The organism is Sphaerisporangium krabiense (assembly GCF_014200435.1).
Taxonomy (GTDB): domain Bacteria; phylum Actinomycetota; class Actinomycetes; order Streptosporangiales; family Streptosporangiaceae; genus Sphaerisporangium; species Sphaerisporangium krabiense.
The window spans coordinates 2,535,121-2,560,804 of the sequence record NZ_JACHBR010000001.1 but is presented as its reverse complement, the minus strand read 5'-3'; the positions used below and the strand labels follow the sequence as shown (position 1 = coordinate 2,560,804).

Here is a 25,684-nt window from a genome sequence, read left to right as displayed (position 1 = left end):
CCATGGAGCTTGAATCCCTCGCCACCGCCGCGCTCGCGCTGGTCGTGCCGCTCCTGATCCTCGGAGGTGTCGCCAAGGCCGCGACCGCCGGCTCCGACGCCGAGCCCGGGGCGCTCGCCCGGCTCGGCCCGGGAGTCCTCGTCCCCGAACGATGGCGCACGCCCATGATGATCTTCTGCGCCGTGGTCGAAGGGGTGCTCGCGGCCAGCCTGCTCCTCACGTCCAGCCCGCTGCCCCGCTGGGGGACGGTCACGTTCTTCTCGGTGGCGACCTACGTGCTGTGGGAGCTGCGCCGCCGCAGGCCGGACGTCGGGTGCGGCTGCTTCGGCGAGGCCAGCGGCAGTCCCGTGGGCCTGCGGTCGATCGGCAGGGCGGCGGTGCTCACCGGCGCGGCCGTGCTCGTCGCGCTCGTGCCCGTGACCGGGAGCGACCTGCTGTCGCCCTCGTGGGACACGGTGACGGCCTTCGGCGCCGGTCTCGTGCTCCTCGCGATCCTGTCCCCCGAGATGGAGGAGGGCCTCGCGCGCGTGCGGTACAGGGCGCCGTGCGAGCAGCGGTCCATCGCGGCCCCGAAGGCGCTGGCCCGCCTGAGGTCCAGCGGCGAATGGCGGTCCCACCAGGGCATGCTCGTCGCGGAGGAGCCGTCGGACAGCTGGCGGGAGCTGTGCTGGCGGTTCTTCGTCTACCCGGCGCGCGCGGCCTCGGGGGCCGGGGCGGACGTGGTGTTCGCGGTGTACCTGACCGGACGGCGGCCGCCGATACGCGTCGCGGTGGTCGAGCAGGAAGGGACAGGACCTATTCGCGAATCTATCGGAGTATCGGCCGGACACTAGAAAGCCCTAGATTTCCGAAGAGGTCAGAGCACGGTGCCGGGCGGCGGGGGCGGCCACCCGGCACCGTGCATTCAACTCTCTACGGCTCTCTAGCTTCCCCTCTAGAAAGCCGTAGAGAGGTCGATGGCGGCACGGACGGAGCCGTGCCGGCCGGACGCCCCCTACAAGGGCTGCGCCCGGAGGAACCTCCCGAAGTGCGGCACCGTGAAGGCGATCAGGCCGCGCTCGGCGCTGAAGATCAACCCTTTCTTGATGAGGCTGTCGCGGGCGGGAGACAAGCTGGACGGCTTGCGGCCGAGCCGCTCGGCCACCTCGGAGGTCGGCACGGGCTCGTCCCCGACGGAGGCCATGGCGTGCATGTACTCGCGCTCGGCGGGAGTGGCGCGCTCGTACCGGCTGCCGAAGAAGCCGACCGCGAGCTCCTCCTCGGCCTCGGGCGAGGCGACCTTGACGTCTTCCACGGTGATCGGCGACCTGGGTGCGACGTCCCAGGCGACCTTGCCGTACGCCTGGACGAAGTACGGGTAACCGTCGGCGGCCTCGTACAGCGCGTCGAGCGCCTCGGGCGTGAACTCGACCTCTTCGCGCTCGGCCGGCGCGATCAGCGCCAGATCGGCCGCGTCGCGGTCGAGGCGGTCGATGCGGGCGTACCGGAAGAGGCGCTCGGAGTAGCTCTTGCTCGCGCTCAGCACGCTCGGCAGATGCGGCAGGCCCGCGCCGACGACGATCAGCGGGCCGCCGCTCTGGGACAGCTCGTGACACGCGGCGCACAGGGCCGAGATGTCGGGCGGCTGGACGTCCTGCATCTCGTCGATGAAGAGGGCGACGCCGACGCCGAGGTCGGTCGCCACCGAGGCGGCGTCGACGAACAGCTCGGTGAGATCGATCTCGAGATCGCCGGAGTCGGCCCTGCCGCGGGTCGCGGGGACGTCGATGGCCGGCGACCAGTGGGACGTGCCCTTGGCCGCCGCGGGATCGCGCATCGCGAAGGCCTTCAGGACGCCGAGGAACTCTTCGATGCGCTCGGGCGCGCGGTGGCGCGGGGCCAGCTCGCGGATCGCCATGTGCATCGCGGCGGCGACGGGACGGCGGATCGACTGCTCGGGACGGGCCTCGATCTTGCCCGTACCCCACAGACGCTGCATCGCCATGGACTTGAAGGTGTTGAGCAGCACGGTCTTGCCGACACCGCGCAGCCCGGTGAGGACCATGCTGCGCTCGGGCCGGCCACGGGCCACGCGCTCAAGCACGACCTCGAACTGCTGCAGCTCACGATCGCGCCCGGCGAGCTCTGGAGGGCGCTGCCCCGCACCGGGGGCGTAGGGATTGCGCACGGGGTCCACGCTCTCGGACTTTATGACCGGATATAGAGGGCGTCCTAGATTTCCGTAGATAGGGCTACGGCGTGTCGCGCCGCGACGCGTCGCGCGGGCGGCGAGGGACGCCGGTCGCGGGGGCGCGGGAGGCACCGCCAGCACTGCCATCGGGCGCACCACCCCTCACCAGGAAACCCTCGGCCCGAACGCTCGTTCGATCCAGTGCCCAAGACTGTAGCGCGGAGTCGAACACGTGCGCGAGCCGGTTCGAGTAAAACCTGCGACAGAGATCCGGCATCGCCGCCCCGCACGGCACTCGACCAGCGACATCACGATTCCGTCACGGCCGGGGTCACGAAGGCCTTACTGTTGTGCATGCCCGAGAAACCAAAGCTTCGCCACCTGGGCGTTCTCATATTGGCGTGCGCCTCCGCCGCGGCGTGCGGGGCCGCCGACACCGGCGCGACCCCCGCGCCATCGAGCGCCACCGCCGCGCCGGTCAGCGCGACTCCCTCCTCGCCGTCCGCACCGCCGTCCTCCCCGGCCCCGCCGGAGGAGACGCCGAGCCCCGGCCCGCCCGCGTTCTCGTCCAAGGTGTCCGAGGTCACGGCCGCCATGCTCAAGGGGTCATGGCGCGAAGGATGCCCGGTCGGGCCCGACGACCTGCGCAAGGTCACGATGACCTACTGGGGTTTCGACGACAAGGCCCACACCGGCGAGCTGATCGTCAACAAGGCCGTCACCGACGACGTGACCGCCATCTTCGGAAAGCTCTACGACTGGCGCTTCCCGATCGCCCGCATGGAGCCGATCGACAAGTACAAGGGCAGCGACTTCGACTCCATCGAGGCCGACAACACGTCCGCGTTCAACTGCCGCAGGGTCGCCGGCTCCAGCAGCTGGTCCAAGCACTCCTACGGCAAGGCCATCGACATCGACCCACGCGAGAACCCGTGGGTGGAGCCGGACGGCTCGGTCTCCCACGCCAACGCCAAGCCCTTCGCCCGCCGGCCCCTGCACAAGCCCGGCGTCATCAACCCGGACGACCGCGTGGTCCGCCTGTTCGAGAAGTACGGCTGGCAATGGGGCGGCTACTTCAACGGCGCCAAGGACTACCAGCACTTCGCCAAGGGCGGCGGCTGAGACACCTCGACGTGGCGGTGACCGAGCGCCTCGCCGGTGGTGGTGAGGCGGAGAACGCCTCCGCGATGGGGTCGCGGAGGCGTTCCGGTGCGGGTCAGGTCCGCCGGCCGAGGGAGGTCAGCAGGGGCGCAGGGAGGATGCCTGGTCGTTCTCCTGGGGGAGGACGTTCACTCGGTAGCCGGGCTTCATTTCGTGGCCGTCGCCCTCGAAGTTGGCGTCCACGTACCAGCAGTAGCGGATGCCGGAGTCGTTGGCCCACGAGGACATGACGTCGTTGAAGCCGATGTCGCCGAGGAAGCCGATCGAGGAGCCGGAGGCGAAGCCGTAGCCGCCGCCCTGGTAGTCGTAGTCGCGGAACAGGCAGACGTACCCGGACGGGCAGTGCGTCTGGCCCGCGGGGATGCTGATGATCCGGGGGCCGGTCGCGTCGGCGTGCGCGGTCGCGGCGCCGACGGGGAGGAGAGCGGTAGCGGCGAGGGCGAGGGCGGCGAGGTGTGCCTTCAAGGGAGATGCCTTTCTCTCGGAGGGCCGTTCGCGACTCATTGTTACAGAGTGATTACCGAGAGTGAATGGCCTCTTGAGGTCACCGTGACCGCGGGGAAGGCAGGGAGGGCCTGTCCGGGCCGTTGAGGCAGGATGGAGGGATGGCGGCGAAGGACGGGGACGGCTGGGCGCTGTGCCGGCGCGGGCACCGGCACTGGGGCGTGCACGGGGCCTCGGGCCTGCTGGCGGTTCATTTCGACGCGGTCGGCATCCCGCACGTCCTCATGCAGAAGCGCGCGCTCTGGAGCCACCACGGCGGCACGTGGGGGCTGCCCGGCGGCGCGCTCGACAGCCACGAGGACGCCGTCACGGGCGCGATGCGCGAGGCTCTTGAGGAGGCGGCGCTCCAGGCGGACGTCCTGCGCGTCCTCGGCGTCCACACCGACGACCACGGCGGCTGGGCGTTCCAGACCGTGATCGCGGAGGCGGACGCGCTGTTCCCGGCCTCTCCGGCCAACGACGAGAGCACCGACCTGCGGTGGCTGCCCGCCGACGAGGTCGGGGGCGACGAGGGCGGGACGCTGCATCCGGGGTTCGCCGAGACGTGGCCGGTGATCAGGCGCACGCTGCCGCCGTCCACGGTGGTCCTGGACGCCGCGAACATCCTGGGCGCCGGGGGCGAGCACGGGTGGTGGCGTGACAGGGCCGGGGCGACGCGGCGGCTGCTCCTGCGGATCGAGGAGCTGGCGAGGCGGGGCCTGAGCCCTCCGGACGGCTTCCCCGCGCCGGCGCGCTGGCACCCCCGGATGATCATGGTGGTCGAGGGGCAGGCAAGGGACGTCCGCTCCGACGGGCCGGTGACGACCGTCTCCGCCCCGGGCAGCGGCGACGACACGATCGTGGACACGGTGCGTGAGATACGCGGCTCGCGGCCGTGGGAGCGGGTGCTGGTGGTCACCGCCGACCGTGAGCTACGCCGCCGGGTCACGGACCTGGGCGCGGAGGTCACGGGTCCCCGTTGGCTACTTGGGCAAGTGCGACCAAGGTGACGGGTGTAGCGTTCAGAAAGTCGAACCCCACGGTGGATCTCTCGGCCTCGTAACCTCAAATATCAGGAAATAGCTCCCGAAACCTATATGAGCGACCGAACCACACTTGACTGGACCGCCGATCCCGACAGTCCGGTTCCCCCGCCGTCATGGGGACGGCGAGCCCCCGAGGCACAGGTCATCCCTTGGGTGTTCGCGGCCCTGGTGGGGTTCCTGTTGATCGGCAACCTGATCCTCGCCCCGCACCTCACCGCGCCCGCCCTGCGCACCTGGTCCACGATCTTCGTGGCCATCTGCGTGCAGGCCGTCCCGTTCCTGGTCCTCGGCGTCGCGCTGTCCGCGGCGATCACGGTGTTCGTGCCGCCGTCCTTCTGGACCCGCGCGCTGCCGCGGCGCCCGTACGCCGCGGTCCCCGTGGCGGGCGCGGCGGGTCTCGTGCTGCCCGGATGCGAGTGCGCCTCGGTGCCGGTGGCCTCCGGCCTGATGGCCCGCGGGGTCACCCCGTCCGCCGCCCTCGCCTTCCTGCTGGCGTCCCCCGCCATCAACCCCGTCGTGCTGGTCGCCACGGCCGTGGCCTTCCCGGGACAGCCGGTCATGGTCCTGGCCAGGTTCGCCGCCTCCCTCGCCGTCGCGGTCCTCGCCGGATGGGCGTGGCAGTGGCTCGGCCGTCCCGGCTGGCTGCGGATCCCGGACCGCGCGCCCGTGCCCGGAGAGTCGCGGGCGTCGGCCTTCCTGTCGGCGATGCGGCACGACATCCTGCACGCCGGGGGCTTCCTGGTCGTCGGGGCGCTGACCGCGGCCACGCTGAACGTGGTGGTCCCCCGCTCGTGGCTCGCCGCGGTGGGCGACGTCCCGGTGCTGTCGGTCCTCGTGCTCGCGTCGCTGGCGGTGCTCCTGTCGATCTGCTCGGAGGCGGACGCGTTCGTGGCGGCGTCCCTGTCGACGTTCTCCCCCACGGCCAAGCTGGCGTTCCTGGTCGTCGGCCCTATGGTGGACCTGAAGCTGATCGCGCTCCAGGCGGGCACGTTCGGGCGTGCGTTCGCCGCGCGGTTCGTGCCGCTGACCTTCGTCCTGGCCATCGGGGTGAGCCTGCTCGTGGGATGGGTGCTGCTGTGAACCGCATGGCCCAGGGCCTGGTCCTGACGCTGCTCGGCGGGGCGGTCCTGCGCGTGTCCGCCCTCTCGGACATCTACGTGAACTACGTCAAGCCGGGCTTCCGGCCGCTCCTCGTGGCCGCCGGTCTGGTGATCCTGCTGCTCGGCGTGCTCGGCGTCGCCAAGGAGTGGCGCAGGCCGTACCCCGCCAAGGACGCCGGCCAGGACGGCCACGGTCACGGCCCGTGGGTGGCATGGCTGCTGTGTCTGCCGGTCATCGCGATCTTCCTGATATCGCCGCCCCCGCTCGGCTCCTACGCCGCCGAGCGCGAGCAGACTCCCCCGCCGCGCCCCACGCCCGCCGGTGAGTACGCCGCGCTCACGCCGGGCACGGCGACCGCGATGCCGCTCGGGGAGTTCATCGGCCGGGCGTGGGGCGACCCGCGTCAGTCGCTCAGAGACCGGCCGGTGAAGCTGGTCGGCTTCGTGGTGCCGTCCAAGAAGAAGGGCCAGTGGTACCTCACGCGCATGCAGCTACGGTGCTGCGCGGCCGACGCCTTCCCGTTGAAGGTCGCCGTCCTCGGCGCGGCGGCGCCGCGCGCGGACACCTGGGTCGAGGTGACGGGAACGTGGGTGCCCACCCCGTACGACCGGCTTCCCAAGGGCACCGTCGCCCCCGAGATGAAGGCCACCCGCGTCGCCAAGGTGAGCCAGCCCGGCGAGCCGTACGAGTGATCGGCGGAACGCCGCGCCCGGACGCAGGGGTCTTTTCGATCTTATGGTCCGGTGGTCGCGCGCGATCGTCCATCCGGCACCGCTATGGTTGATGTCGCACCGGGAGGGTTCGCATAGTGGACGAGTGCAGCCGCCTTGAAAGCGGCCAGGTCGGCGACGGCCTCGTGGGTTCGAATCCCACACCCTCCGCCACCTCACGGCGGCGTCACCCGTGCGCGCCGCCGAACCCGTCGCCCACGGACGCCGCCAGCGACAGGTACGCCTGACGCGTGGCCGGCTGCAGGCGGTCGAGGTCGATCTCCGCGCCCTCCTCCAGGTGGGGATCGTAGGGCACGCGGACCACCGCGCGGCACCGGGCCGCGAAGTGCGACTCCAGCTTGTCCAGGTCCACCGTCGACTTCGAACGCGGCCGCACGCTGCAGAGCACGACGGTCGCGGCCTTCACCAGGCCGGCGTAGTGGTGGGCCTCCAGCCAGTCGAGCGTCGCCGACGCCGCCCTCGCGCCGTCCACCGACGGCGAGCTGACCAGCACGAGCTGGTCGGCCAGGCCCAGCACCCCCGACATCGCCGAGTGGAGCAGGCCGGTGCCGCAGTCGGTGATGCAGATCGAGTAGAAGTTCTCCAGCACCTGCGCGACGGCCTGGTAGTCGCCGGAGCTGAACGCCTCCGACACCGACGGGTCGCGGTCGGAGGCCAGGATCTCCAGACGCGAGGGCGCCTGCGAGGTGAAGGCGCGGATGTCCACGTACCTCTTGATCTGCTGACGCTCGTTGAGCAGGTCGCGCACGGTGGCGGACGTCTCCAGCTCGACCTTGTCCGACAGCGTGCCCCGGTCGGGGTTGGCGTCGACGGCGATCACCCGGTCGCCCCGTATCGAGGCGAGCGTGGCGCCGAGCCCCACGGTCGTCGTGGTCTTGCCCACGCCGCCCTTCAGGCTGAGGACGGCGACCCGGTGGTGCCCGGTGACGACGGGCGTGCGGGCCCGCGTGACCAGCTCGCGCCGCCGCCGCACCTCCGGGGACTCCCCCGGCTTGATCAGGCCGGCGGACGCCTTGTAGACGACCTTGCGCCAGCCGCTGGCCGGCGAGTTCCTGCGGCCGCGCAGCAGGGACACCGGGTCCAGGCTGTCGGCGGTCGGCCGGGCGCCCGTCGCCGCGGCCGCCGCGCCCTTCGCGCCCCGGGGCTGGCGCGCGGGGGCGGCGAAGGCGGGCTTGAACTCGTCGGGGTTCTGCGTCTGGCGGCGGCGCGGCCGGTAGGGCTCGCGCTCCTCGGCCGGCTTCTCCTCGGCCGCGGGCTCGGCGGCGGGGGACGAGGCCGCCGCCGTACGGGCCGGGGCGGGCTCGGCGGCCGGCTGGGGAGCCTCGGTCACCGGCGCCGCACGAGGCGGGGCGGTCTCCGCGGGAGGGGAGATGTGAGGCGGATTGGTCTCCGCCGGGGGCGTGATGCGCGGAGGGGCGGTCTCGGCGGGGGGCGACGTACGGGCCTGGACGGGCTCGGGGCGGGGCGTCGGCGCGGCTTGGGGCGGCTGTTGCGGCCCCGTCACCGGCCCGCTCACCGGCCCGGTCACCGGCTCCGCCGCCCGCTCGTACAGCGGGTGCTCCACGCGGGAGACCACGATGTCCTCGGTGTCGGCGCCGCCTCCGGCCACGCCCGTGCCCGCGGCGAACGCGTTGAAGCGCTCCTGCTCGGGGTCGGGCTCGCCGGGCTCCGTGGCGGGCAGCGCGGCTTCCAGCCAGCCGCGTACGGGCTCGGGATCGGGCTCCGGTTCCGGCTGCGGGACCGTCTTGTCGCCGCCCGTGACCGGCGGCAGGGAGAGCCACCCCGAGGCGCCCGTCTTGGGCGGATCGGCGAGGGAGCCGAACGAGAAGTGGTCGGTGTCGTCACCCGTGGACGTCTCGGCGGGCGCGGCGGACGCGGCCGGCGGAGCCGAAGAGGCCGGTGGGGGCGGCGAGGGGGGCGAGGGGGGCGAGACGGCAACGTGCCCGGACGCGGCGGGCGCGGGCCCCGGGGAGGTGGCCGGAGCCCAGCGGTCGAGCGCGTTCAGGACGGACGGGCGGATCTCGGTCGTGTCCGCCTGACTCCGCTCCGCCGGCTCCTCGGGCCGCGCCGCGCCGTGCGCGGGGTCCCCGGCGGCGCGGAACAACGGAGAGGACGCGGGCGCGACCTCCGCGGGAACGTGTGACCACGGGTCCTTGGGGTACGGCGACGACGCGACGGACTCCTCCACGGTGACCGTCACCGGGGCGGGGGCCGCCTCCTCGTTCTCCTTGATGGCGTCCAGCCAGGCGAGTTGCTCCTCAAGGGAATGAGGATCCTCACGATCGTGTCTTGCCACCGTGTTCCCCCTCGGGACTGGACTAAAGGGGCAGCAAATTGATTGAAGATTACCGCTGGCCATCGCGCCGAACGCGGTCAACCGCCGAGTTGGCTACCCGGATAGTTTGGTCGCATGCACGCGATCCTTATTTCCGAGCCCGGCGGCCCCGAGGTGCTGGAGTGGCGTGAGGTGCCCGATCCCCGTCCCGAGCCGGGCGAGGTGGTCATCGACGTGACCGCCGCGGGCGTCAACCGCGCCGACCTGCTGCAGCGCCAGGGGAACTACGCGCCTCCCCGCGGGGCGTCCGAGATCCCCGGCATGGAGTGCTCCGGCGTGGTCTCCGAGGTCGGGGCGGACGTCGAGGGGTTCTCCCCGGGGGACGAGGTGTGCGCCCTGCTGGCCGGGGGAGGGTACGCGGAGAAGGTCGCGGTGCCGTGGGAGCAGGTCACGCGCGTTCCCGAGGGCGTCACCACCGTCGAGGCCGCCTCGCTGCCCGAGGTGGCGTGCACGGTGTGGTCGAACGTCTTCATGACGGCGCGTCTGCGGCGCGGCGAGACGCTTCTCGTGCACGGCGGCGCCAGCGGGATCGGCACGTTCGCCATTCAGCTGGCCAAGGCGTTCGGCGCCCATGTGATCGCGACCGCCGGCACGGCCGCGAAGGTCGCGCGCTGCCGCGAGCTCGGCGCAGACGAGGCGATCAACTACCGCGAGGAGGACTTCGCCGAAAAGGCGCGCGCCGACGTCGTCCTCGACATCATCGGGGCGAAGTATCTCCGTAAGAACGTCTCGGTGCTGAACACCGGAGGGCGGCTGGTGGTGATCGGCCTCCAGGGCGGCGCCAAGGGCGAGCTCGATCTCGGCGCGCTGCTGGCCAAGCGGGCGGCGATCCACGCGGCGGCGCTGCGCAGCCGTCCCGTTCCGGAGAAGGGCGCGATCGTCCGCGGGGTGGAGCAGAACGTGTGGCCGCTCGTCGCGGCCGGCGCGATCCGCCCTGTGATCCACGCCACGGTTCCCATGGCGCAGGCGGGGGAAGCCCATCGGATGCTCGAATCCGGGGAGCACATCGGGAAAGTCCTGTTGACCAGGTGAGCTAGGTTGAATGTCATGAATGCTGAGGAGAGCACCCCGCAGATCGTCGTGGTGGGGCCGAACGGCCTCACGGTCGAGGGGGACGACGGGAAGCCGGAGGAACGCTCGGTCGCCGAGTTGGTGGAGCAGCCGGCGAAGGTCATGCGCATCGGGAGCATGATCCGCCAGCTCCTGGAGGAGGTCCGCGCGGCTCCCCTGGACGAGGCCAGCCGCAAGCGCCTCAAGGAGATCCACCAGAGTTCCATCAAGGAGCTGGAGGACGGCCTGGCGCCGGAGCTGGTCGACGAGCTCGAACGCCTGTCCTTGCCGTTCACCGACGGCGACGACGGCCACACGCCCAGCGAGGCGGAGCTGAGGGTGGCCCACGCCCAGCTCGTCGGCTGGCTGGAGGGCCTGTTCCATGGCATCCAGACCACGCTGTTCGCCCAGCAGATGGCCGCCAGGGCCCAGCTCGAGCAGATGCGGCGCGCCCTCCCCGGCGGCACCAAGGAAGATCAGGTCCATCGCGCCCCCGGGCCTTACCTGTAGGCGTCTCTGCGCGCCCCAGGGGCGCGTGAAGATATTCGCGGGGCTTACGTGTTCACCCTGGGCCCGTGAGGCCGTCGTGGACGATCTCAGCGGCCCCGTGAGCCGTCCCCGGTCACGCCCGCCCGGATCAGGCCGGCCGCCGGTCGAACAGCTCCTCCAGGACCACGGCCACCCCGTCCTCGTCGTTGGCCGCCGTCACGTGGGTGACGGCGGCGAGGACGTCCGGGTGGGCGTTGGCCACCGCGTACGAGGTGCCGGCCCAGGCGAGCATGGGCAGGTCGTTGGGCATGTCCCCGAACGCCACGACCTCGCGGGGCCCGAGCAGATGGTGCCGGGCGAGCGCGGCCAGCGCCGACGCCTTGGTCACCCCCCGCGCGCTCATCTCGATCAACGCCCTGCCGCTGGAGCGGGTGGCCGTCACGAGATCGCCGACGAGGTCGTTGACGAGCACATGCAGGGCGTCGGGGTCCATGCTCTGGTGGAAGGCCAGCAGCTTGGCGCAGGGTTCCGAGATCAGCGTGGAGGGGCCCACGCGCGGCGCCGCCCCCTCGGGCGCGTCCCACCGGCGCAGGCCGAACCCGGCCTCGTGGGCGAAGCCGCGCTCGTACTCCACCGAGAAGGTCAGGTCGGGGAGGCGGCGGCGCAGGCGGGTCACCGTCTCGGAGAGGACCTCCGGGCCGATGAGGTGGGACTCGACGACGCGCTCGGTGTGCAGGTCGTAGACGAGCGCGCCGTTGGCGCAGATGGCGAGCCCCTGGTACCGGACGGCCTCCGCCACCTCGCCGATCCACCTCGGGGGCCTGCCGGTGACGAACACGAGGATCGCGCCGGCCTGCTCGACGCGGGCGAACGCGGCGGCCGTGCGTGGGGAGACGGTGCCGTCCGACCGGAGGGCGGTGCCGTCCAGGTCGGTGGCGACGAGTCGGGGGCTGACCATAACAAGCTCTAGTTTGCCCTGTGCCGGGGTGCGCCGCCGTCAGCCCTGGGAGTAAAAGAATCTGGCCGTGAGTGGGAACAAAGGCGCTCCGATGGTGTTAGATGTGGTGGCGTTGTATTAGCTGAACCCGATGTGCAGAACCAGCTTGACTGTCTGAGCGGCCCCGGGAAGCTGTGCGACACAACCCGGGGTTCGCGCGGTGTGAACCCCAAGATCAATTGCAGGGAGAGCTTTAATGGCTCAGGGAACGGTCAAGTGGTTCAACGCGGAGAAGGGGTACGGTTTCATCGCCCCGGACGGCGAGGCGCCGGATGTCTTCGTGCACTTCTCCGAGATCGTCGGCAGCGGCTACCGCAGCCTTGAGGACGGACAGCGGGTCGAGTTCGAGGTGACGCAGGGCCAGAAGGGCCCGCAGGCGTCGCAGGTCCGCGCTCTCTGACCACTGACACACAGAAGGCGGGATTCCCAGGGGAATCCCGCCTTCGTGTCATATAGGGGTCCTGACAAAGCGGACATAGGTGACAGATAGCGCATAAGTAAGCCCCTTACTCCGCATGGTGATAAGGGGCTTACTTTGTGCAGCTTTACTTCACGGGTTCGAGCACGTCGAGGCCCACAAACGGCCGCAGAGCCTTCGGCACCACGACCGAACCGTCCGCCTGCTGGTGGTTCTCCAGGATCGCCACGATCCATCGTGTGGTCGCCAGGGTGCCGTTGAGGGTGGCGACGTGCCGGGGCTTCTCGTCGGTGTCCCTGTACCGCACGGCCAGCCGCCGGGCCTGGAACTCGGTGCAGTTCGAGGTCGAGGTCAGCTCCAGATAGCGGTTCTGCGTCGGCAGCCACGCCTCGCAGTCGAACTTCCTGGCCGCGCTGCTGCCGAGGTCGCCCGCCGCCGTGTCGATGACGCGGTACGGCAGCTCGGCCTTGCCCAGCATCTCCTTCTCCCAGGCCAGCAGCCGCGCGTGCTCCTCGCGGGAGTCCTCGGGGCGGCAGTAGGAGAACATCTCCACCTTGTCGAACTGGTGGACCCGGATGATGCCCCGGGTGTCCTTGCCGTACGAGCCGGCCTCCCGCCGGAAGCAGGACGACCACCCCGCGTACCGCAGCGGGAGCGACCTGCCGTCCAGGATCTCGTCCCAGTGGTAGGCCGCCATGGGGGCCTCCGAGGTGCCCACCAGGTAGAGATCGTCGGCCTCCAGCCGGTACACCTCCGAGGCGTGCGAGCCGAGGAAGCCCGTGCCCGCCATGGCCTCCGGCTTGAGCAGCACCGGCGTGATCATGGGCGTGAACCCGGCCTCGATCGCGTGCTGCATCGCCATGTTCAGCAGGCCGAGCTGCAGCCGGGCGCCGACGCCCTTCAGGAAGTAGAACCGCGCGCCGGACACCTTGGCGCCCCGCTCGGTGTCGATCGCCCCGAGCATCTCGCCGAGCTCCAGGTGGTCGCGCGGGGTGAAGTCGAAGGCGGGCTTCTCGCCGACCTCTTCGAGGACGACGTAATCGTCCTCGCCGCCGATCGGGGCGCCCTCCTCGACGAAGTTGGGCACCGACATCATCAGCTCGTCCAGCCGCTTGGCGAGCTTCTCCGCCTCGGCCTCGGCGCCCTTGACCTCCGCGGCCAGCTCTTTGGCCCGCGCGAGGAGCGCCGCGCGCTCGTCGCCGGAGGACACGGAGACCGACTTGCCGACGCTCTTCTGCTCGGCGCGCAGCGCCTCGAAGCCGCTCAGCGCACTGCGGCGGCGCTCGTCCAGGTCGAGCAGCGTGTCGACGACAGAGTCGTCCTCACCGCGGGCACGCTGCGACGCCCGTAGCCGGTCGGGGTCCTCACGAAGGGTACGCAGGTCAATCACGTAACAAAGGCTACCGATGTCCGGCCGCGGCTCGCGCGTCCAATCCGGTACCGATCAGGCGCGACCGGCGCGGACGCGGGCGAGCCATTCGGCGGCCTCGGCGAAGTCGGCGCCGGTGGTGCCCCGCTTGAGCTCGGGCGAGACCCGGTCGGCGCGCGGGTAGCTGCCCAGGAAACGCACCTCGTCCGAGAGGCGGTGCAGGCCGGAAAGGGCGTCCCCCACCCGGGCCTCGGCCACGTGACCCTCGGCGTCGAAGTGGAAGAAATAGCGCCCGATGCCGTCGCCCGTGGGGCGCGACTCGATGCGGGTCAGGTTGACCCCGCGGACGGCGAACTCGTTCAGCATCTCCAGGAGCGCACCCGGGTGATCGTCCCGGAGGAAGGCCACCAGCGAGGTGCGGTCGGCGCCGGTGGGCTCGGGCAGCGGGCCGGGGGGCGAGACGCGGATGAAGCGCGTCACCGTGTCGTCCCGGTCGCCGATGCCGGAGGCCAGCTCGGTCAGGTTGTAGTGCTCGCCCGCGATGGCCGGGGCGATCGCCGCGTCGTACGGCGAGCCCGGCGTGGAGACCTCCTGGGCGGCGGCGGCCGTGGACGGCGCGGCGACGACCACGGCGTCGGGCAGCTCGCGCGCCAGATAGTTGCGGCACTGGGTGATCGCCGCCGGGTGGGTGTAGACGCGCTTGATGTGCGGGATCTCGGTGCCGGGCCGTACGAGCAGGGAGAACTCGACGGGCAGCAGGAGCTCGGCGCTGATCAGCAACGGCCGGCCCCAGGCCAGCTCGTCCAGCGTGACGGTGATCGCGCCCTCGACGGAGTTCTCCAGCGGGACGACCGCCCCGTCGGCCTCACCGGACCGCGCGGCGTCGAGCGCGGCCGTCACGCTGGCGCAGGGCAGGCGCTCGGCGTCGGGCGCGAGAATACGCAGGGCGGCCTCGCAGAAGGTGCCCTCCGGCCCCAGGTAGGCGAGTTTCGGCATACCAAAAGGCTACCGGCCCTCCGCGACCTGCCGCCCTTCATATATGCGGTTCGCCCCGTGCCGTGTCTCCGGCGTCACCGGCACGGGCGCGGCGAGACGTCCGGCGTCGCCCCGAGCCGGACGCCGGGTCAGAAGCCACACCAGCGCGATCGCCCCCAGCCCGAAGGCGTCCTGGACGATCCGGCCGACCACGGGGCTGAGGACAGGGATCTCCGCCGCCCGCAGCGAGACCCCCCACCACGGGATGGGCACCACGTAGTAGAGCCAGACGGCCACCGCGACGGCCAACGGCGCCCACCGCGCCCGGCCGGGTTTCGGACGTCCCGTCTCGTACCTCAGGGCGAGGGCCGCCAGCGTGATGACCAGCCAGGCGAGGTGGTGGATCCAGGCGACCGGGGAGATCAGGACGGCCATCAGGCCGGTCAGCGCCACCGCGGTCATCCGGTCCCCGCGCAGGAGCGCCCCGCGGGCGTGACGGAAGCCGTACCAGGCGACCAGACCGGCGGCGGCCAGCCACAGCAGCGCGGTCAGCCACCCCGGCAGGTAGAGGCGCAGAAGCATGCCGCGGATCGACTGGTTGGTGGTGGCCGCGTTGGCGCCGAGCCGCTCGGAGTCGAGCAGGGCGGAGAACCAGAAGCTCGCGGCGTCCTGCGGAATCACCAGGAAGGGGACCAACGTGAGCATCGCCGCGGTGAAGGCGGCCATGAAGAACGCGCGCCGCTGCTCGGGGGCGGCGTCCTTGCCGAAGCCGGTGATCAGCAGGTAGATGAGGAAGACGCCGGGGGTGAGCTTGACCGCCGTGGCCAGGCCGATCAGCATGCCGCGCGGCCACCAGGGCCTGCGGGCCAGGCAGTCGACGGCGCACAGCATCACCAGCAGGACGTCCACCTGGCCGAACCGGAACTGGTCCCTGATCGGCATCATGTACAGGCAGGCCACCGTCACCAGGCCGAACAGCAGCGGCGACGCCCAGGCCGGCCGCGCCGCCCGCGCGAGCGGCTCGCGGAAGCAGAACCAGACCGTCACGGCCAGGCACACGAGCACGCCCGCCGTCCACACCCACTGCGCCACCGGCCAGGACATCGCGGCCAGCGGCGCCGCCAGGAGCGCGGCGATCGGCGGGTAGGTGAACGGCAGCAACTGCGGCGCCGGGGTGATCATGTCGTAGACGGGAAGCCCACGCAGGACGCTCTCGCCCCCGCTGCGGTAGACGTCCAGATCCACCAGCCGCTGATCCGCCGGATTCGTCATCCAATAACGCACCAACGGCACGGCCGCCACCCCGACGACCACCGCCGCCACCACCCAGGCCCACCACGGCCGGCGCGCGCCGGACGCCTCACGGTCCGCGCCGGCGACACCCTCGGATCCGGCGGCGGGCGCGGAGCCGCGTCCGGCGGCAGGGCGGGCACGGCGGGGCACGCCGTCCTCGGGCATCTCACCAGTGCTCACGACCTGGCAGGCTACCGCCTGCCCCGTGCCACCGGCTTCCCTCCGACCGGCTTGTGCCCATCAGGACCACGGGTGGACGGCCGGCGGTCGTCCACAGAAGCGTCGCGAGATGGATCGGGCTCTCCGGGGTGTGGCTAGGGTTGCCAGGAGCGAAGCGTCAGAGCTGGAAGGGGGGTTCCGGTGGGGCTGCGAGGCGTCGCGCGGGGTGTCCTGGCCCTCGTGCTGGGAGTGATCGGCGCGCTGGGGTACGTCCTCGGAACCGCCATGCTCGGACCCGCGCCGGCCCACGCGCAGGCGCTCGGCGCGTCCGGGCCCGTGGTGCCCTCCATCTCCTCCGGGCCCATGCTCTCGTCCGGCCAAGTGGCGCCCGGCGGCCCGATGATGTCGTCCGGTCCGTCGGGGCAGGTCGTTCTCATCGGTGTGCCGGGGCTGCGGTGGGCCGATCTCAGTGCGAGTGGCACTCCCAATCTGTGGGCGCTGGTCGGCAAGGGCTCGTCGGCGTCCATGTCGACCCGGGCCTATCCCCGGCCGGACCATGCCAGCACCTGCCCTGTCGCGGGCTGGCTGACGGTCTCCGCGGGGCAGCGGGCCGGTTCGGCCGAGGCCGAATGCGTGCTTCCGCCCGCTCCGGTCGCGGGGGGTGACGGCCGGACGGCCACCGTGCCCGGGTGGGCCGAGCTGGCGTCCTTCAACACCGCCACGTCCTACGGCGCCGCGATCGGCACGCTCGGGCAGGCCGTGCGCGACGCCGGAGGCACGGTCGCGGCGGCCGGTCCCGGCGCCGCCCTCGCCGCCGCCGACAAGTCAGGAAAAGTCGACCGATACGCGGACAGCATCACCGCCCTCGGCGACCTCACGCCGTACACCCTCGTCATCGCCGACATCGACTCCCTCGCCCGGGCGTCGATCACGGACACCGCCACCGGCTCCACCACAGCGGCACCGCCCAGCTCGACCCCTCACCCGCAGCCCGCGGCGACGCCGGGCGCTCCCGGCGATGAAGCGTGGCGGGCGGGCGTCGAAGAGGCCGACCGGCGGGTCGGAGAGGTCCTCGGTAAGGTCCCGTCCGGGGCGACGGTGCTGGTGGCGGGGCTGTCCGACGCCTCGTCCTCCGCGCATCTGCACGTCGCCGTCGCGGCCGGGCCCTCTCCCGGTGAGCGCCCGTACGGGAAAGGGCACCTCACCGCGAACTCGACCCGCCAGGACGCCTTGGTCACCGTCACCGACGTGACCACGACCGTCCTGGACACCCTGAAGGTGAGCGCGCCCCCCGGCACCGTGGGGCGTCCCTGGCGGCCCGGCGGCGACGCCCCGGACACCGTCTCCGACACCGTGCGCGATCTCGCCGACGCCGACCTGGCCAGCCGCGTGCTGGTCGAGGTGCGCGGGCCGTTCTTCGCCGTGTTCGTCGCCGTCCAGGTGCTCTTCTACGGTGTGGCCGCCTTCGCGGTCCGCCGACGCAAGGGCGGGCCGCGCGTGCTCGTGGCCACCCAGGTCATGGGCGTGGCCGGCGGCGCCGTCGCCGTGTCGACGTTCCTGGCCCAGCTCGTCCCCTGGTGGAGCTTCTCCCACCCGATGGCGGCGCTCATCGGCACGATCATGTGCGTCGCCGCGCTGCTCACGGCCCTGGCGTTCGCCGGGCCGTGGCGTGGGCACGTCCTCGGCCCCCTCACCGTCGTCGCGGGCGTCACCTCGCTCGCCCTGCTGGCCGACGTGATGACCGGTTCACGCCTCCAGGTCAACGCCGTCACCGGGTACGAGCCGGTGACCGGTGGCCGGTTCTACGGCTTCAGCAACATCGCGTTCGCCGTGTACGCGACGGGCACGATCCTCGCGCTGGCAGGGGTGGCGCAGGCGCTGATCGCCCGAGGGCGGCGCGGGCTCGCGCTCGTCGTCTGCCTGGCGTACGGGCTGCTGGCGATCTTCGCGGACGGGTGGCCGGGCTGGGGCGCCGACTTCGGCGGCGTGCCCGGGTTCGTCCTCGGCTTCGCGGTCTTCATGATGCTGCTCGCCGGCCGAAGGATCACCGTCGGCAGGCTGGCGGTGGTCGGCGGCGCCGGGCTGCTCCTGATCGGGGCGATCGCGTTCGCCGACCGTATGCGACCGGCCGAGCAGCGCACTCATCTCGGCGCGTTCGCCCAGCAGGTGATCGACGGCGAGGCGCTGCCCGTGGTCGGGCGGAAGCTCGGCGCGATGCTCGGGATCACGATCGGGAACTGGCAGCTCAGCCTGCTGTCGCTGGTGGCGCTGGCGTTCCTGTACTTCGTCCTCGCGCGTCCGTCCCGGTGGGGCGCCTCCGCGCTGAGCCTGGCCTACGAGCGGGCCTTCACGCTGCGCGCGGGGCTGTTCGGCTCGCTCACCACCGCGTTGGCCGGGTTCCTGCTCAACGACTCCGGCATCGCCATCCCGGCCATGGCCCTCACCGTCGCGGTCCCGCTGACCCTGGCCGCCGCGATGCGCGCGGTCCTGCTCTCCACCGCCACTCCCGCGCCACAGCCCTCGACACCCGCGAGCGCCGCGGCCCACCTGGAGTCCCGCCCCGCGCCGGACGGCCCGAAGCCCTCACCTTCGGCGTGACCCGGCCCTGCGCCGGCCCGCGCGAAGCGCCCACCAGCCGACCGTGATCGTCAGGGCCAGCAGGAGCCAGGGAACGATCTGGCCGCGCCAGGTGGTGACCAGCCACTGGAGGTCGTCGGGCATCTCCTTCTGGCGCGCGGGGACGTAGGCCAGGGAGAGGATGGCGAGGCGAGCGGTCATGAAACCGTCCAGCGGGGTGGCCATGACCATCGCGAGCAGGGCGAATCCGAGCCCGTCGTACCAGGGCAGCGCGTACGGGGTGGCGAACAGCCACGCCACCACCACCGCCACCGCGACCCGCGCCGCCTCATCCCGACCTTCGAGCACCCCATCCGCTCCGGACGTGGCGACGCGAGCCGAGACCGTGGCGCGCCCAGTGCGGGTCTCACGGACCGGGGTAGCCGCGCGCCCGGGAAGGCCGTCACCAGAGGACCCCGTGGTGTGCCCGGGCGAGGTCTCCCTGGAGGGAGCCACGGACTCCGTGGGAAGGCTCTCACCGGAAGGCGCCGCAGACTCCCGAACCCGGACCTCCCCAGTGGGAGCCCCAACTCGCCCGAAGAGCGACTCACCGGAAGGAAGAGCGGCATTCCTGCGTAGAACCTCCTCGGCGAACGACGCATCGTGATCCCTCGGACCGGCTTCACCGGGAGATCCGGTCTGCCCGGCGACCGGCTCGCCGAGAGGAAGGGTGACGTGGCCACTCAGGCGGTCGCTGGAGAGGGGGCCGGTGTGCTCAGGACGGGTCTCGTCAGAGGGAGGGAGGATCTGCTTGGAGAGCGATCTGCCAGGAGGAACAGCGGTGCGCTCGGGGGCGGGTTCGCCGGACGGAAGGGCGGTGTGCTCCAGGGCGGGTTCGCCTGCGGGGGCGGCGAGGTCTTCGGCGGGGGGCGTTTTCCACGGAGGGTTGAAGGAATCGGCCGTGGGGGCAGACGAGGGGGTTTCCGGTGCCGTGGGGGTGTCGAGGGCGTCCGGGGTCTGGGCTCTGTGGGAGCGACGCCTGTGCGGGAGTCTGCGGGGGCGCAGCGAGAGGGACGACAGGGCGCGGGTGAAGGCCAGGGCGAGGAGGAGCAGCACCAGGAGGGACCCGGCCTGGATCCATCCCCGGTAGGCGGATCCCTCGCCGACGAGGCCCTGGAGGCCGTGCTGTACCAGCCGCCAGGGGGTGGCCAACGAGAGCGACTTGCTGGCGTTCAGCACCTGGTCGAGGGCGTGCGGCCCCGCGAGGAAGTAGGCCACCAGCACGGTGACCGTGGCCGTGCCCGCCACCACGGCGAGCTTCTTCGGCGACCGCCGCAGAGCCCAGGCGGGCCCGAGGGACACGAGCCCGGCGTTGACCTTGACCGCGATGCCGAGCCCCAGCAGCACCCCGGAGACCCATCCCACACGGCCCCGGCCCATCAAGCCGCCCGCCCCCGTCCGACCGCCGACCGCCGTGCCATCCGTTCCCGTAGGAGACCCGGCCACCCCGCCATCCGTATCCGTCCGACCGCCGGCCGCCGTGCCATCCGTTCCCGTAGGAGACCCGGCCACCCCGCCGTCCATATCCGTCCGACCGCCGACCGCCGTGCCATCCGTTTCCGCACGACCACCAACCACTGTGTCAGCCGTTTCCGTCCGACCGCCGACCGCCGGGCCGACCGTTTCCGCACGACCACCGACCGCCGTGCCGTCCGTGTCCCCGCGACCGCCGGCCGCCGTGCCGGTTGTTCCCGTGGGAGGCTCGGCCGCCGAGGTGTCCGTTCCCGTAGGGGGCTCGGTTGCCGGCGTGTCCGTCCTTCTGCGGGTCAGGGCCGCCAGAGCGTTCCTGCTCGTACGGGCACCGGCGGCCAAGGCTCCGACCACGAAGACGACGGCCAGCGTGTCGACATGCAGGCCGGCGAGCAGCTGGTAGATCACCAAGGGGTTCGCCGTCCACAGCAGGGCCGCGCGCGCCTGCCACGCGGGGTCCTTGCGAGTGAAGCGGTGGAGCAGCAGCCCGGTCACGGCGAACGCGATCGCGTTGAGTACGGCCAGCACGAAGACCGTCAGCCGTACCGACTCGCCGCCGACCAGGCTCGCCAGCGCCTGCGACGCGGTCGCGACCGGTCCGTAGACGCTCGGCTCCTCGCGCCAGGGGATCTCCACCGAGTCCGCGATCGGATCACCCGGCAGTGCCACGGCGCCCGTGGCGTAGGGATCGTGGCCCAGCGTCACCATGCGGCCGTACGCGGCGTAGTTGAGGTGGTCGGCCGAACCCGAGGGAGGCAGGAAGGCGAGGACGACAGCGGCGGCGCACCCGGCGAGGAGCAGGATCCGCGGATCGGGCCGCCAGCCGCGCCGGAGGGCGATCAGCCCGGCCGTCAGGCCGAGGGCCCCGAGGACGACGGCCACCGCTTCGAGAGCGACGACGAAATGGCCGCTGGGATGCGCGTCCAGCGAATACGGCGGCTGCCACGCGGGTCCCGGCAGCGGCGGCACCACAACGGACGGCCCGAGCAGGCCGATCACCATGGTGGCGACGACGCTCAGCGCGATGCCCCCGACGGCGGCCCACGGCCACCGGCCGCCCCCCCGCCTCACGTCCCCGTTCACGGCTCGATTCCAGCACACCCCGACCCCCACCCACGCCACCCCCACACACCGGAAGGGACATGAGGCAGCGCGAACCCCCGGGTCACGGCCGCAGCGACAAGGTGAGATCAGCCGGCGTGACGGCGTGGGGGTTTCAGGGGGGTTATGAGGGGGTCGCGGGTCGTCAGGGCCAGGGCCACGTCGCGGAGTTGGCGGGCTCGGTGGAACTGGGCGCGCCAGTCGGTGCCGGTGGCGCGGTGGGCCATGTCGACCCCGACCTCCTGGACGCGGAAACCCTTGCGGATGAGGTCGATGGTGAGCCCGGTCTCGACGCCGAAGCCGTACGCCAGCGGGCGCGCGGCCTCGAAGGCGGCCCTGGTGAGGCAGCGCTGGCCGTTGAGCGGCTGGGTGGCCTCCCAGCCGCAGGCGCGCCGGATCCCCTCGCGGGCGAGGCGGACGACCATGCCGTGGCCGCCGAGCTTGACGCGGGTGACGAACGTGGCGATGGTCATGTCCGCGACGCCGGCACGGACGGGTTCGATCAGCGGGGCCGCGGCACGGGCCGTGTCACCGAGATCGGCGTCGAGGAAGAGCAGGTGCCGGGGCGGTCGTCCCGCGGCCTTCCGAGCGTCCGAGGAGGTGGCGGCCTCGCCGGAGGCAGACCCCACGACGGCGTCCGGCTCGCCGCCCGCGACGACGGCCTCACCGGGTACGGCCCCTGAGCCAGGGGTGGTCTGGTCGCCGCCGCGGAGGACGGACTCCGGGGCGGGACCCGACTGGTCGCTCTCGCCGGAGGCGGCTCTCCGGGCGGGGCGGGGAGGGTCGTTGTCCAGGAGACGGACGGCCTCGGCGCCGGTTTCCATGGCGGCGGCCTTGCCGCGGTTGCGGCTGTGGCGCACGACGCGGGCGCCGGCGGCCTTGGCGACCCTGCCGGTGGCGTCGAACGAGCCGTCGTCCACGACCACGACGAGATCGACCCCGGGTATGGCGAGCGCGGCGGTGACCGTCGCGGCGATGCGGTCGGCCTCATCCTTGGCGGGGATGATGACCGCGGTGTCGGGCCGTACGGATGGGTCGCTCATCGTTCCTCGTCCGGTTCGCTGCCTGTGGCGACCGGACGACGCTAGCCGGGATGCTCGGCGGGCAGCAACTCGGCGGGAATCGTGTCGTGCACGGTGAACACCGAGTCGAGCCCCGTGACCTGGAGGATCTTCCGGACCGCGGGGCGCGGCGAGGCGACCTCCAGGGCGCCGCCGCGCTCGCGCATGCGCTTGAGCGCGGACAGCAGGACGTTCATGCCCGTCGAGTCGCAGAACTCCACGCCGGACATGTCTATGACGACCAGATCGGGGCCGGTCTCCAGCAGGCGGGTGAACTCCGCCTGCAGGCGCGGCGCCGTATATAGGTCGATTTCGCCGACAACCGTCAGGATGGCGTGTCCGGCATGTGATCGAGTCGAGACCTTGAGCTCCACAGCGGGCACACTAGCGCCGCATCGGCTCCGGGTCACGTTCTACCGCCATACCCGAAGAGTCGTCCGCCCTTTGTTCCCCGTTTCCGCCGCACGGAAACGCTGAGTACGCAAAGCTTGACGCTATGCGACACCGGCTCGGCCGGAAGAGGGGGAGGCCCGGAACCTCCGCGTCCGGTCGTCACGTCACGGAGGAGGGGCGGGCGGAGAGTTCGACGGGCCCGACATCGCCAATGAACAGTGAGATCTCCGAGGATCCGCAACGCCAGAGCATGCGCGTACGCCTGGAAGGCATCCTCTCCCGCACCGAGCGGGCACGGGCCTGGGGGGACGCGGCGCTGCCGCTCCGGCCGCTGGTCAACAAGGACGGCTACGTCCCCATCAAGACACGCCTCTCCGTCCACGACCTGGACATGCTCACCGAGGCGCGCACCGAGTTGCTGTGCTTCTCCGAGCTCGGCCTGCGGCTGCTCGACCTGCACCAGCCGCGCGACGCGGGCGGCATCACCAGCGACGCCGCCCATCCGATCCTGCGGTGCAGGAGTTGCATGTGGCGCTGGCCCTGCCCGACGTTCCGCGCGATGTCGGAGGCCCTGGCGGCGCTTCCCGCGCACGAGCCCTCCGGCGGGACGGCCCGGGAGCGGGCGTGCCCCGCGCCGCCGTCAGACGGGCCCGGCGAGCGGGCCGCCGGAGAGGGGCAGGCTGATCTCGAAGCGGCATCCCGGCCCCTCGTTGACGACCGCGATGGCGCCTTCGTGCGCCTCGACGATGCCGCGCGCGATGGCCAGGCCGAGCCCCGCACCCCGATCGCGGCCAGGGGACCTCGCGGTCTCCCCTCGGAAGGCCACGTCGAAGACGCGTGGTAGGTCGGCCTCGGGGATCCCGCCGCAGCAGTCGGCGACCGACAGGCGTACCACCTCGTCGTCGGCCACGGCACGGACGACCACGGTGCCGTCCTCGGGGGTGTGCCGGATCGCGTTGACGACCAGGTTGCGCAGCGCGCGGCCGAGTTCCTCGGCGTCGGCGCGGATCGGGAGCGCCGGGCCCGCCTCCGCGGCCAGGCGCACCTTCCTGGCGCCGGCCAGGGCCTCCACGCCGGCGAGCACGTCGGCCACGAGGTCGCCGAGGCCGACGCGCCGCGGGGCGAGCCGCAGGGCGCCGGCGTGGATGCGGGAGAGCTCGAACAGATCGTCCACCATGTGGGACAGGCGGTCGACCTCCAGCCGGATCTGCTCGTGGTAGCGGCTGACGGTGCGCGGGTCGCGCACGACGCCGTCCTCCAGGGCCTCGACCATGGCGCGCATGCCGGCGAGCGGGGTGCGCAGGTCGTGGCTGACCCAGGCGACGAGCTCGCGCCGTGCGCCCTCCAGGGCCCTTTCCCGCTCACGGCCCTCGCGCAGGCGCCGGTAGGCCTGGTCCAGGGCCTCGGAGATGGTCTGGAGCTCCGCGGGGAGCCTGCCGGGGGGCGGGACGAAGTCCCGGGACGGGGAGACGGCCTCCACGGCGGCGACGAGCCCGCGGCTGACGGCGACCAGCCGCCGGGCCACGACCAGCGCGACGCCGAGCCCGACGAGCCCGGCGATGGCGACGACGGTGAGGACGACGTCCTTGGGGTGGCCGTCGATGACCATCTCGATGGTGATGGCGACGACCCCGGCGAGCGTGGCGGCGACGGTCACGACCGCGACGACGGCGAGGGTGATGCCGATGGAGCGCCCGCGCAGGACCCACAGCAGCGCCAGGCCGAGCGCGGCGATGACCAGCCCGAGGCCGCCGGTGACGGCGACGATCTGGAGGATCACCGGGGTGTGCCGTCGAGGGGCTCGTAGCGGTATCCGACCCCCCAGACCGTGACGATCCTGCGTGGCGTGGTCGGGTCGGCCTCGATCTTCTCGCGGAGCCGGCGGACGTGGACGGTGACGGTGGAGGTGTCGCCGAAGGACCATCCCCACACCTGGTCGAGCAGGGCGGCCCGGCTGAACGCCTGCCGGGGGTTGCGCATGAGGTGGGCGAGCAGGTCGAACTCGCGGGCGGTGAGCGTGATCTCCTCGCCGCGCAGCCGCACCTCGTGGGCGCCCACGTCCACGGTCAGGTCGAGGTCGCGCAGGACGCCGGTGCCGCCGGCGACCAGGGTGCCGCGGGCGCGGCGCAGGACGGACTGGACGCGCAGCGCCAGCTCGCGCGGGCTGAAGGGCTTGGTGACGTAGTCGTCGGCCCCGGTCTCCAGGCCGACGACGCGGTCGATCTCCTCGCCGAGCGCGGTGAGCATGATCACCGGGACCGGCCAGCGTTCCCTGAGCTTCTTGCAGACCTGCAGGCCGTCCATGCCGGGGAGCATCAGGTCGAGGACCAGCAGGTCGGGCGGGTTGGCCAGGGCCCTGCGCAGCGCCTCGGCGCCGTCGCCGACGCTCTCGACGGCGTGGCCGTCGCGTTCGAGGTACTTGACGACGACCTCGGCGACGGTCGGGTCGTCGTCGACCACGAGGATGCGGGAACGGTGTGCCATGCGCCTCGTTCCCTTCTCCCTGCCACCCGATTTGTCAGAACTTATCGCCTTTATCGGGGTTTACGGCGACCGGTCGGCCGCGGCGGCCCGGCTCCCACGGTAGGGCCGGACCGGCTCCGTCCACGCGAGGCGTCACCACTTCGTAAGGTCGCCTCCACCAGGACTCGCGGCGTCGCGGAGGGGACGCCGGGGGAGATCAGGGGGAAAGGTCACGACTTCCGGCAATGATCGGGTATTCGCTCGCAGCCGCGCCCCGTGGGACGTACCTTCTGGATATGGCCCGCATCGTGCTTACCATTCTCGGAGTCCTGCTCGCACTCTACGTAGTGTTCGGGCTCCTCATCCCGACCATCTTCGGGATTTTCAAGATCCTTCTGGTCGTCGGCCTCATCGGCGTCGCGGTCTTCGTGGTCATCACTCTGGTGAGCAAGCTCTCCAGGTGACATGAGCGCCTTCCACACCACCGTCGCGCTGGTCGCGCAGCTTCTCGCCGGGCAGACAGGCCCGGCGGCGCTCACGGCCGTCGGTCTCGTGGGAGTCACGCTTCTCGTCCTCGCCTGGGCCCTCGGGCGGCCGGCCCACGTCCCGGCCGTCACGATCGGCGGCCGTGGCCGCCCCCGCGCCGCGCACGCCGTGTTCGTCCGGCTGCGCCATCCGGCCGCTCCCGGCCGTCCGAGGCCCAGAGCACCATCGGCAGGTCCCGCGCTCGTCTGATCTCCCCGTACGCCTCACGCCGTACGGGGCGACGACGTGCGCTTTCGTCGTCTTCATGACCACACAGA

At 72.1% G+C, this 25,684-nt stretch carries 24 protein-coding genes and 1 tRNA gene; 12 read left to right on the top strand and 13 right to left on the bottom strand.

Translation table 11 applies throughout. The annotated features are described in order from the left end of the window. Positions 1-2 precede the first annotated feature (2 nt). Positions 3-833, top strand: a complete 831-nt coding sequence (locus BJ981_RS11295; RefSeq protein ID WP_184610574.1) for a MauE/DoxX family redox-associated membrane protein — start codon at positions 3-5, stop codon at positions 831-833. Positions 834-994: 161 nt separating this feature from the next. On the opposite strand, the gene BJ981_RS11290 is transcribed toward BJ981_RS11295, so the two are convergent. Beyond that, positions 995-2,176 (bottom strand): ATP-binding protein, encoded by a 1,182-nt coding sequence (locus BJ981_RS11290; protein WP_184610572.1) that lies wholly within the window; start codon positions 2,174-2,176, stop codon positions 995-997. Positions 2,177-2,478: 302 nt separating this feature from the next. Then, positions 2,479-2,757: a hypothetical protein gene (locus BJ981_RS37960; RefSeq protein ID WP_239139375.1), complete on the bottom strand. Its 279-nt coding sequence runs from the start codon at positions 2,755-2,757 to the stop codon at positions 2,479-2,481. Here BJ981_RS37960 and BJ981_RS39100 point away from each other — a divergent pair. Then, positions 2,744-3,292, top strand: coding sequence for a M15 family metallopeptidase (locus BJ981_RS39100; protein ID WP_239139374.1), 549 nt, complete (start codon positions 2,744-2,746; stop codon positions 3,290-3,292). The two genes, BJ981_RS37960 and BJ981_RS39100, sit on opposite strands and share 14 nt — an antisense overlap. A gap of 117 nt (positions 3,293-3,409) precedes the next feature. Here BJ981_RS39100 and BJ981_RS11280 read toward each other — a convergent pair whose 3' ends face one another. Continuing rightward, positions 3,410-3,796: a peptidase inhibitor family I36 protein gene (locus BJ981_RS11280; RefSeq protein WP_184610569.1), complete on the bottom strand. Its 387-nt coding sequence runs from the start codon at positions 3,794-3,796 to the stop codon at positions 3,410-3,412. Positions 3,797-3,936: 140 nt separating this feature from the next. Here BJ981_RS11280 and BJ981_RS11275 point away from each other — a divergent pair, with 140 nt between their 5' ends. The 4 genes from BJ981_RS11275 (at position 3,937) to BJ981_RS11260 (ending at position 6,845) form a co-directional block, all read left to right on the top strand. Then, entirely contained in the window at positions 3,937-4,824 is an 888-nt protein-coding gene (locus tag BJ981_RS11275) for an NUDIX hydrolase (protein WP_184610568.1), read from the top strand. A gap of 87 nt (positions 4,825-4,911) precedes the next feature. After that, positions 4,912-5,940, top strand: coding sequence for a permease (locus BJ981_RS11270; protein WP_184610566.1), 1,029 nt, complete (start codon positions 4,912-4,914; stop codon positions 5,938-5,940). A 5-nt stretch (positions 5,941-5,945) separates the two neighbouring features. Next, positions 5,946-6,653 (top strand): TIGR03943 family putative permease subunit, encoded by a 708-nt coding sequence (locus tag BJ981_RS11265; protein ID WP_239139381.1) that lies wholly within the window; start codon positions 5,946-5,948, stop codon positions 6,651-6,653. A gap of 102 nt (positions 6,654-6,755) precedes the next feature. Beyond that, positions 6,756-6,845: transfer RNA gene (locus BJ981_RS11260), tRNA-Ser, on the top strand. Between the two features lie 13 nt (positions 6,846-6,858). On the opposite strand, the gene BJ981_RS39095 is transcribed toward BJ981_RS11260, so the two are convergent. After that, positions 6,859-8,988, bottom strand: a complete 2,130-nt coding sequence (locus BJ981_RS39095) for a MinD/ParA family ATP-binding protein (RefSeq protein ID WP_275422309.1) — start codon at positions 8,986-8,988, stop codon at positions 6,859-6,861. A 114-nt stretch (positions 8,989-9,102) separates the two neighbouring features. Here BJ981_RS39095 and BJ981_RS11250 point away from each other — a divergent pair, with 114 nt between their 5' ends. Together BJ981_RS11250 and BJ981_RS11245 are read left to right on the top strand one after the other, a co-directional pair. After that, on the top strand, positions 9,103-10,059 hold the full coding sequence (locus tag BJ981_RS11250; RefSeq protein WP_184610563.1) for an NAD(P)H-quinone oxidoreductase: 957 nt from the start codon (positions 9,103-9,105) through the stop codon (positions 10,057-10,059). Between the two features lie 15 nt (positions 10,060-10,074). Next, a complete protein-coding gene (locus tag BJ981_RS11245) occupies positions 10,075-10,587 on the top strand; it encodes a bacterial proteasome activator family protein (RefSeq protein ID WP_184610561.1) in 513 nt (170 codons plus the stop codon). Positions 10,588-10,714: 127 nt separating this feature from the next. Here the strand turns inward: BJ981_RS11245 and BJ981_RS11240 are convergent, their stop codons facing one another. Continuing rightward, complete coding sequence (locus BJ981_RS11240; protein ID WP_184610559.1) at positions 10,715-11,524, bottom strand: HAD family hydrolase; 810 nt, start codon at positions 11,522-11,524, stop codon at positions 10,715-10,717. Positions 11,525-11,759: 235 nt separating this feature from the next. On the opposite strand from BJ981_RS11240, the gene BJ981_RS11235 reads away from it, so the two are divergent. Next, a complete protein-coding gene (locus BJ981_RS11235) occupies positions 11,760-11,963 on the top strand; it encodes a cold-shock protein (RefSeq protein ID WP_184610557.1) in 204 nt (67 codons plus the stop codon). A gap of 145 nt (positions 11,964-12,108) precedes the next feature. Here the strand turns inward: BJ981_RS11235 and serS are convergent, their stop codons facing one another. Genes serS through BJ981_RS11220 form a run of 3 tightly spaced genes read right to left on the bottom strand, consistent with a single transcriptional unit; the run spans position 12,109 to position 15,798 of the window. Next, a complete protein-coding gene (serS, locus tag BJ981_RS11230; protein WP_184610555.1) occupies positions 12,109-13,371 on the bottom strand; it encodes a serine--tRNA ligase in 1,263 nt (420 codons plus the stop codon). A gap of 54 nt (positions 13,372-13,425) precedes the next feature. Beyond that, positions 13,426-14,346 (bottom strand): prephenate dehydratase, encoded by a 921-nt coding sequence (gene pheA, locus BJ981_RS11225; RefSeq protein WP_184610553.1) that lies wholly within the window; start codon positions 14,344-14,346, stop codon positions 13,426-13,428. A gap of 9 nt (positions 14,347-14,355) precedes the next feature. Then, on the bottom strand, positions 14,356-15,798 hold the full coding sequence (locus tag BJ981_RS11220) for a glycosyltransferase 87 family protein (protein ID WP_239139373.1): 1,443 nt from the start codon (positions 15,796-15,798) through the stop codon (positions 14,356-14,358). Positions 15,799-15,978: 180 nt separating this feature from the next. Here BJ981_RS11220 and BJ981_RS11215 point away from each other — a divergent pair, with 180 nt between their 5' ends. Continuing rightward, complete coding sequence (locus BJ981_RS11215; protein ID WP_184610551.1) at positions 15,979-18,375, top strand: hypothetical protein; 2,397 nt, start codon at positions 15,979-15,981, stop codon at positions 18,373-18,375. Here the strand turns inward: BJ981_RS11215 and mptB are convergent. The 5 genes from mptB to BJ981_RS11180 form a co-directional block, all read right to left on the bottom strand. Continuing rightward, positions 18,361-20,946: a polyprenol phosphomannose-dependent alpha 1,6 mannosyltransferase MptB gene (gene mptB / locus BJ981_RS37945; protein ID WP_239139372.1), complete on the bottom strand. Its 2,586-nt coding sequence runs from the start codon at positions 20,944-20,946 to the stop codon at positions 18,361-18,363. The genes BJ981_RS11215 and mptB overlap by 15 nt on opposite strands. A gap of 107 nt (positions 20,947-21,053) precedes the next feature. Beyond that, complete coding sequence (locus BJ981_RS37940) at positions 21,054-22,007, bottom strand: glycosyltransferase family 2 protein (RefSeq protein WP_239139371.1); 954 nt, start codon at positions 22,005-22,007, stop codon at positions 21,054-21,056. 41 nt (positions 22,008-22,048) lie between these two features. Further along, positions 22,049-22,399, bottom strand: a complete 351-nt coding sequence (locus BJ981_RS11190; protein WP_184610549.1) for an STAS domain-containing protein — start codon at positions 22,397-22,399, stop codon at positions 22,049-22,051. Positions 22,400-23,058: 659 nt separating this feature from the next. Continuing rightward, a complete protein-coding gene (locus tag BJ981_RS11185) occupies positions 23,059-24,198 on the bottom strand; it encodes a sensor histidine kinase (protein ID WP_239139370.1) in 1,140 nt (379 codons plus the stop codon). Continuing rightward, positions 24,195-24,902 carry a response regulator transcription factor gene (locus tag BJ981_RS11180; RefSeq protein WP_184610547.1) on the bottom strand — a complete coding sequence of 236 codons (708 nt, stop codon included), beginning with the start codon at positions 24,900-24,902 and terminating at the stop codon, positions 24,195-24,197. The genes BJ981_RS11185 and BJ981_RS11180 overlap by 4 nt, the downstream gene beginning before the upstream one ends. 275 nt (positions 24,903-25,177) lie before the next feature. On the opposite strand from BJ981_RS11180, the gene BJ981_RS11175 reads away from it, so the two are divergent. After that, the gene (locus tag BJ981_RS11175) at positions 25,178-25,345 is read left to right on the top strand and encodes a hypothetical protein (RefSeq protein WP_184610545.1); all 168 of its coding nucleotides are present in this window, start codon (positions 25,178-25,180) and stop codon (positions 25,343-25,345) included. A 1-nt stretch (position 25,346) separates the two neighbouring features. Next, complete coding sequence (locus tag BJ981_RS11170; protein WP_184610543.1) at positions 25,347-25,616, top strand: DUF6412 domain-containing protein; 270 nt, start codon at positions 25,347-25,349, stop codon at positions 25,614-25,616. Positions 25,617-25,684 lie beyond the last annotated feature (68 nt).

Excerpts from the sequence above, each read along its gene's own strand:
- BJ981_RS11295 (WP_184610574.1), top strand. The coding sequence starts at position 3 with ATGGAGCTTGAATCCCTCGCCACCGCCGCGCTCGCGCTGGTCGTGCCG.
- BJ981_RS11275 (WP_184610568.1), top strand. The coding sequence starts at position 3,937 with ATGGCGGCGAAGGACGGGGACGGCTGGGCGCTGTGCCGGCGCGGGCAC.
- BJ981_RS11270 (WP_184610566.1), top strand. The coding sequence starts at position 4,912 with ATGAGCGACCGAACCACACTTGACTGGACCGCCGATCCCGACAGTCCG.
- BJ981_RS11265 (WP_239139381.1), top strand. The coding sequence starts at position 5,946 with ATGGCCCAGGGCCTGGTCCTGACGCTGCTCGGCGGGGCGGTCCTGCGC.
- BJ981_RS11250 (WP_184610563.1), top strand. The coding sequence starts at position 9,103 with ATGCACGCGATCCTTATTTCCGAGCCCGGCGGCCCCGAGGTGCTGGAG.
- BJ981_RS11245 (WP_184610561.1), top strand. The coding sequence starts at position 10,075 with ATGAATGCTGAGGAGAGCACCCCGCAGATCGTCGTGGTGGGGCCGAAC.
- BJ981_RS11240 (WP_184610559.1), bottom strand. The coding sequence starts at position 11,524 with ATGGTCAGCCCCCGACTCGTCGCCACCGACCTGGACGGCACCGCCCTC.
- BJ981_RS11235 (WP_184610557.1), top strand. The coding sequence starts at position 11,760 with ATGGCTCAGGGAACGGTCAAGTGGTTCAACGCGGAGAAGGGGTACGGT.
- pheA (WP_184610553.1), bottom strand. The coding sequence starts at position 14,346 with ATGCCGAAACTCGCCTACCTGGGGCCGGAGGGCACCTTCTGCGAGGCC.
- BJ981_RS37940 (WP_239139371.1), bottom strand. The coding sequence starts at position 22,007 with ATGAGCGACCCATCCGTACGGCCCGACACCGCGGTCATCATCCCCGCC.
- BJ981_RS11180 (WP_184610547.1), bottom strand. The coding sequence starts at position 24,902 with ATGGCACACCGTTCCCGCATCCTCGTGGTCGACGACGACCCGACCGTC.
- BJ981_RS11175 (WP_184610545.1), top strand. The coding sequence starts at position 25,178 with ATGGCCCGCATCGTGCTTACCATTCTCGGAGTCCTGCTCGCACTCTAC.
- BJ981_RS11170 (WP_184610543.1), top strand. The coding sequence starts at position 25,347 with ATGAGCGCCTTCCACACCACCGTCGCGCTGGTCGCGCAGCTTCTCGCC.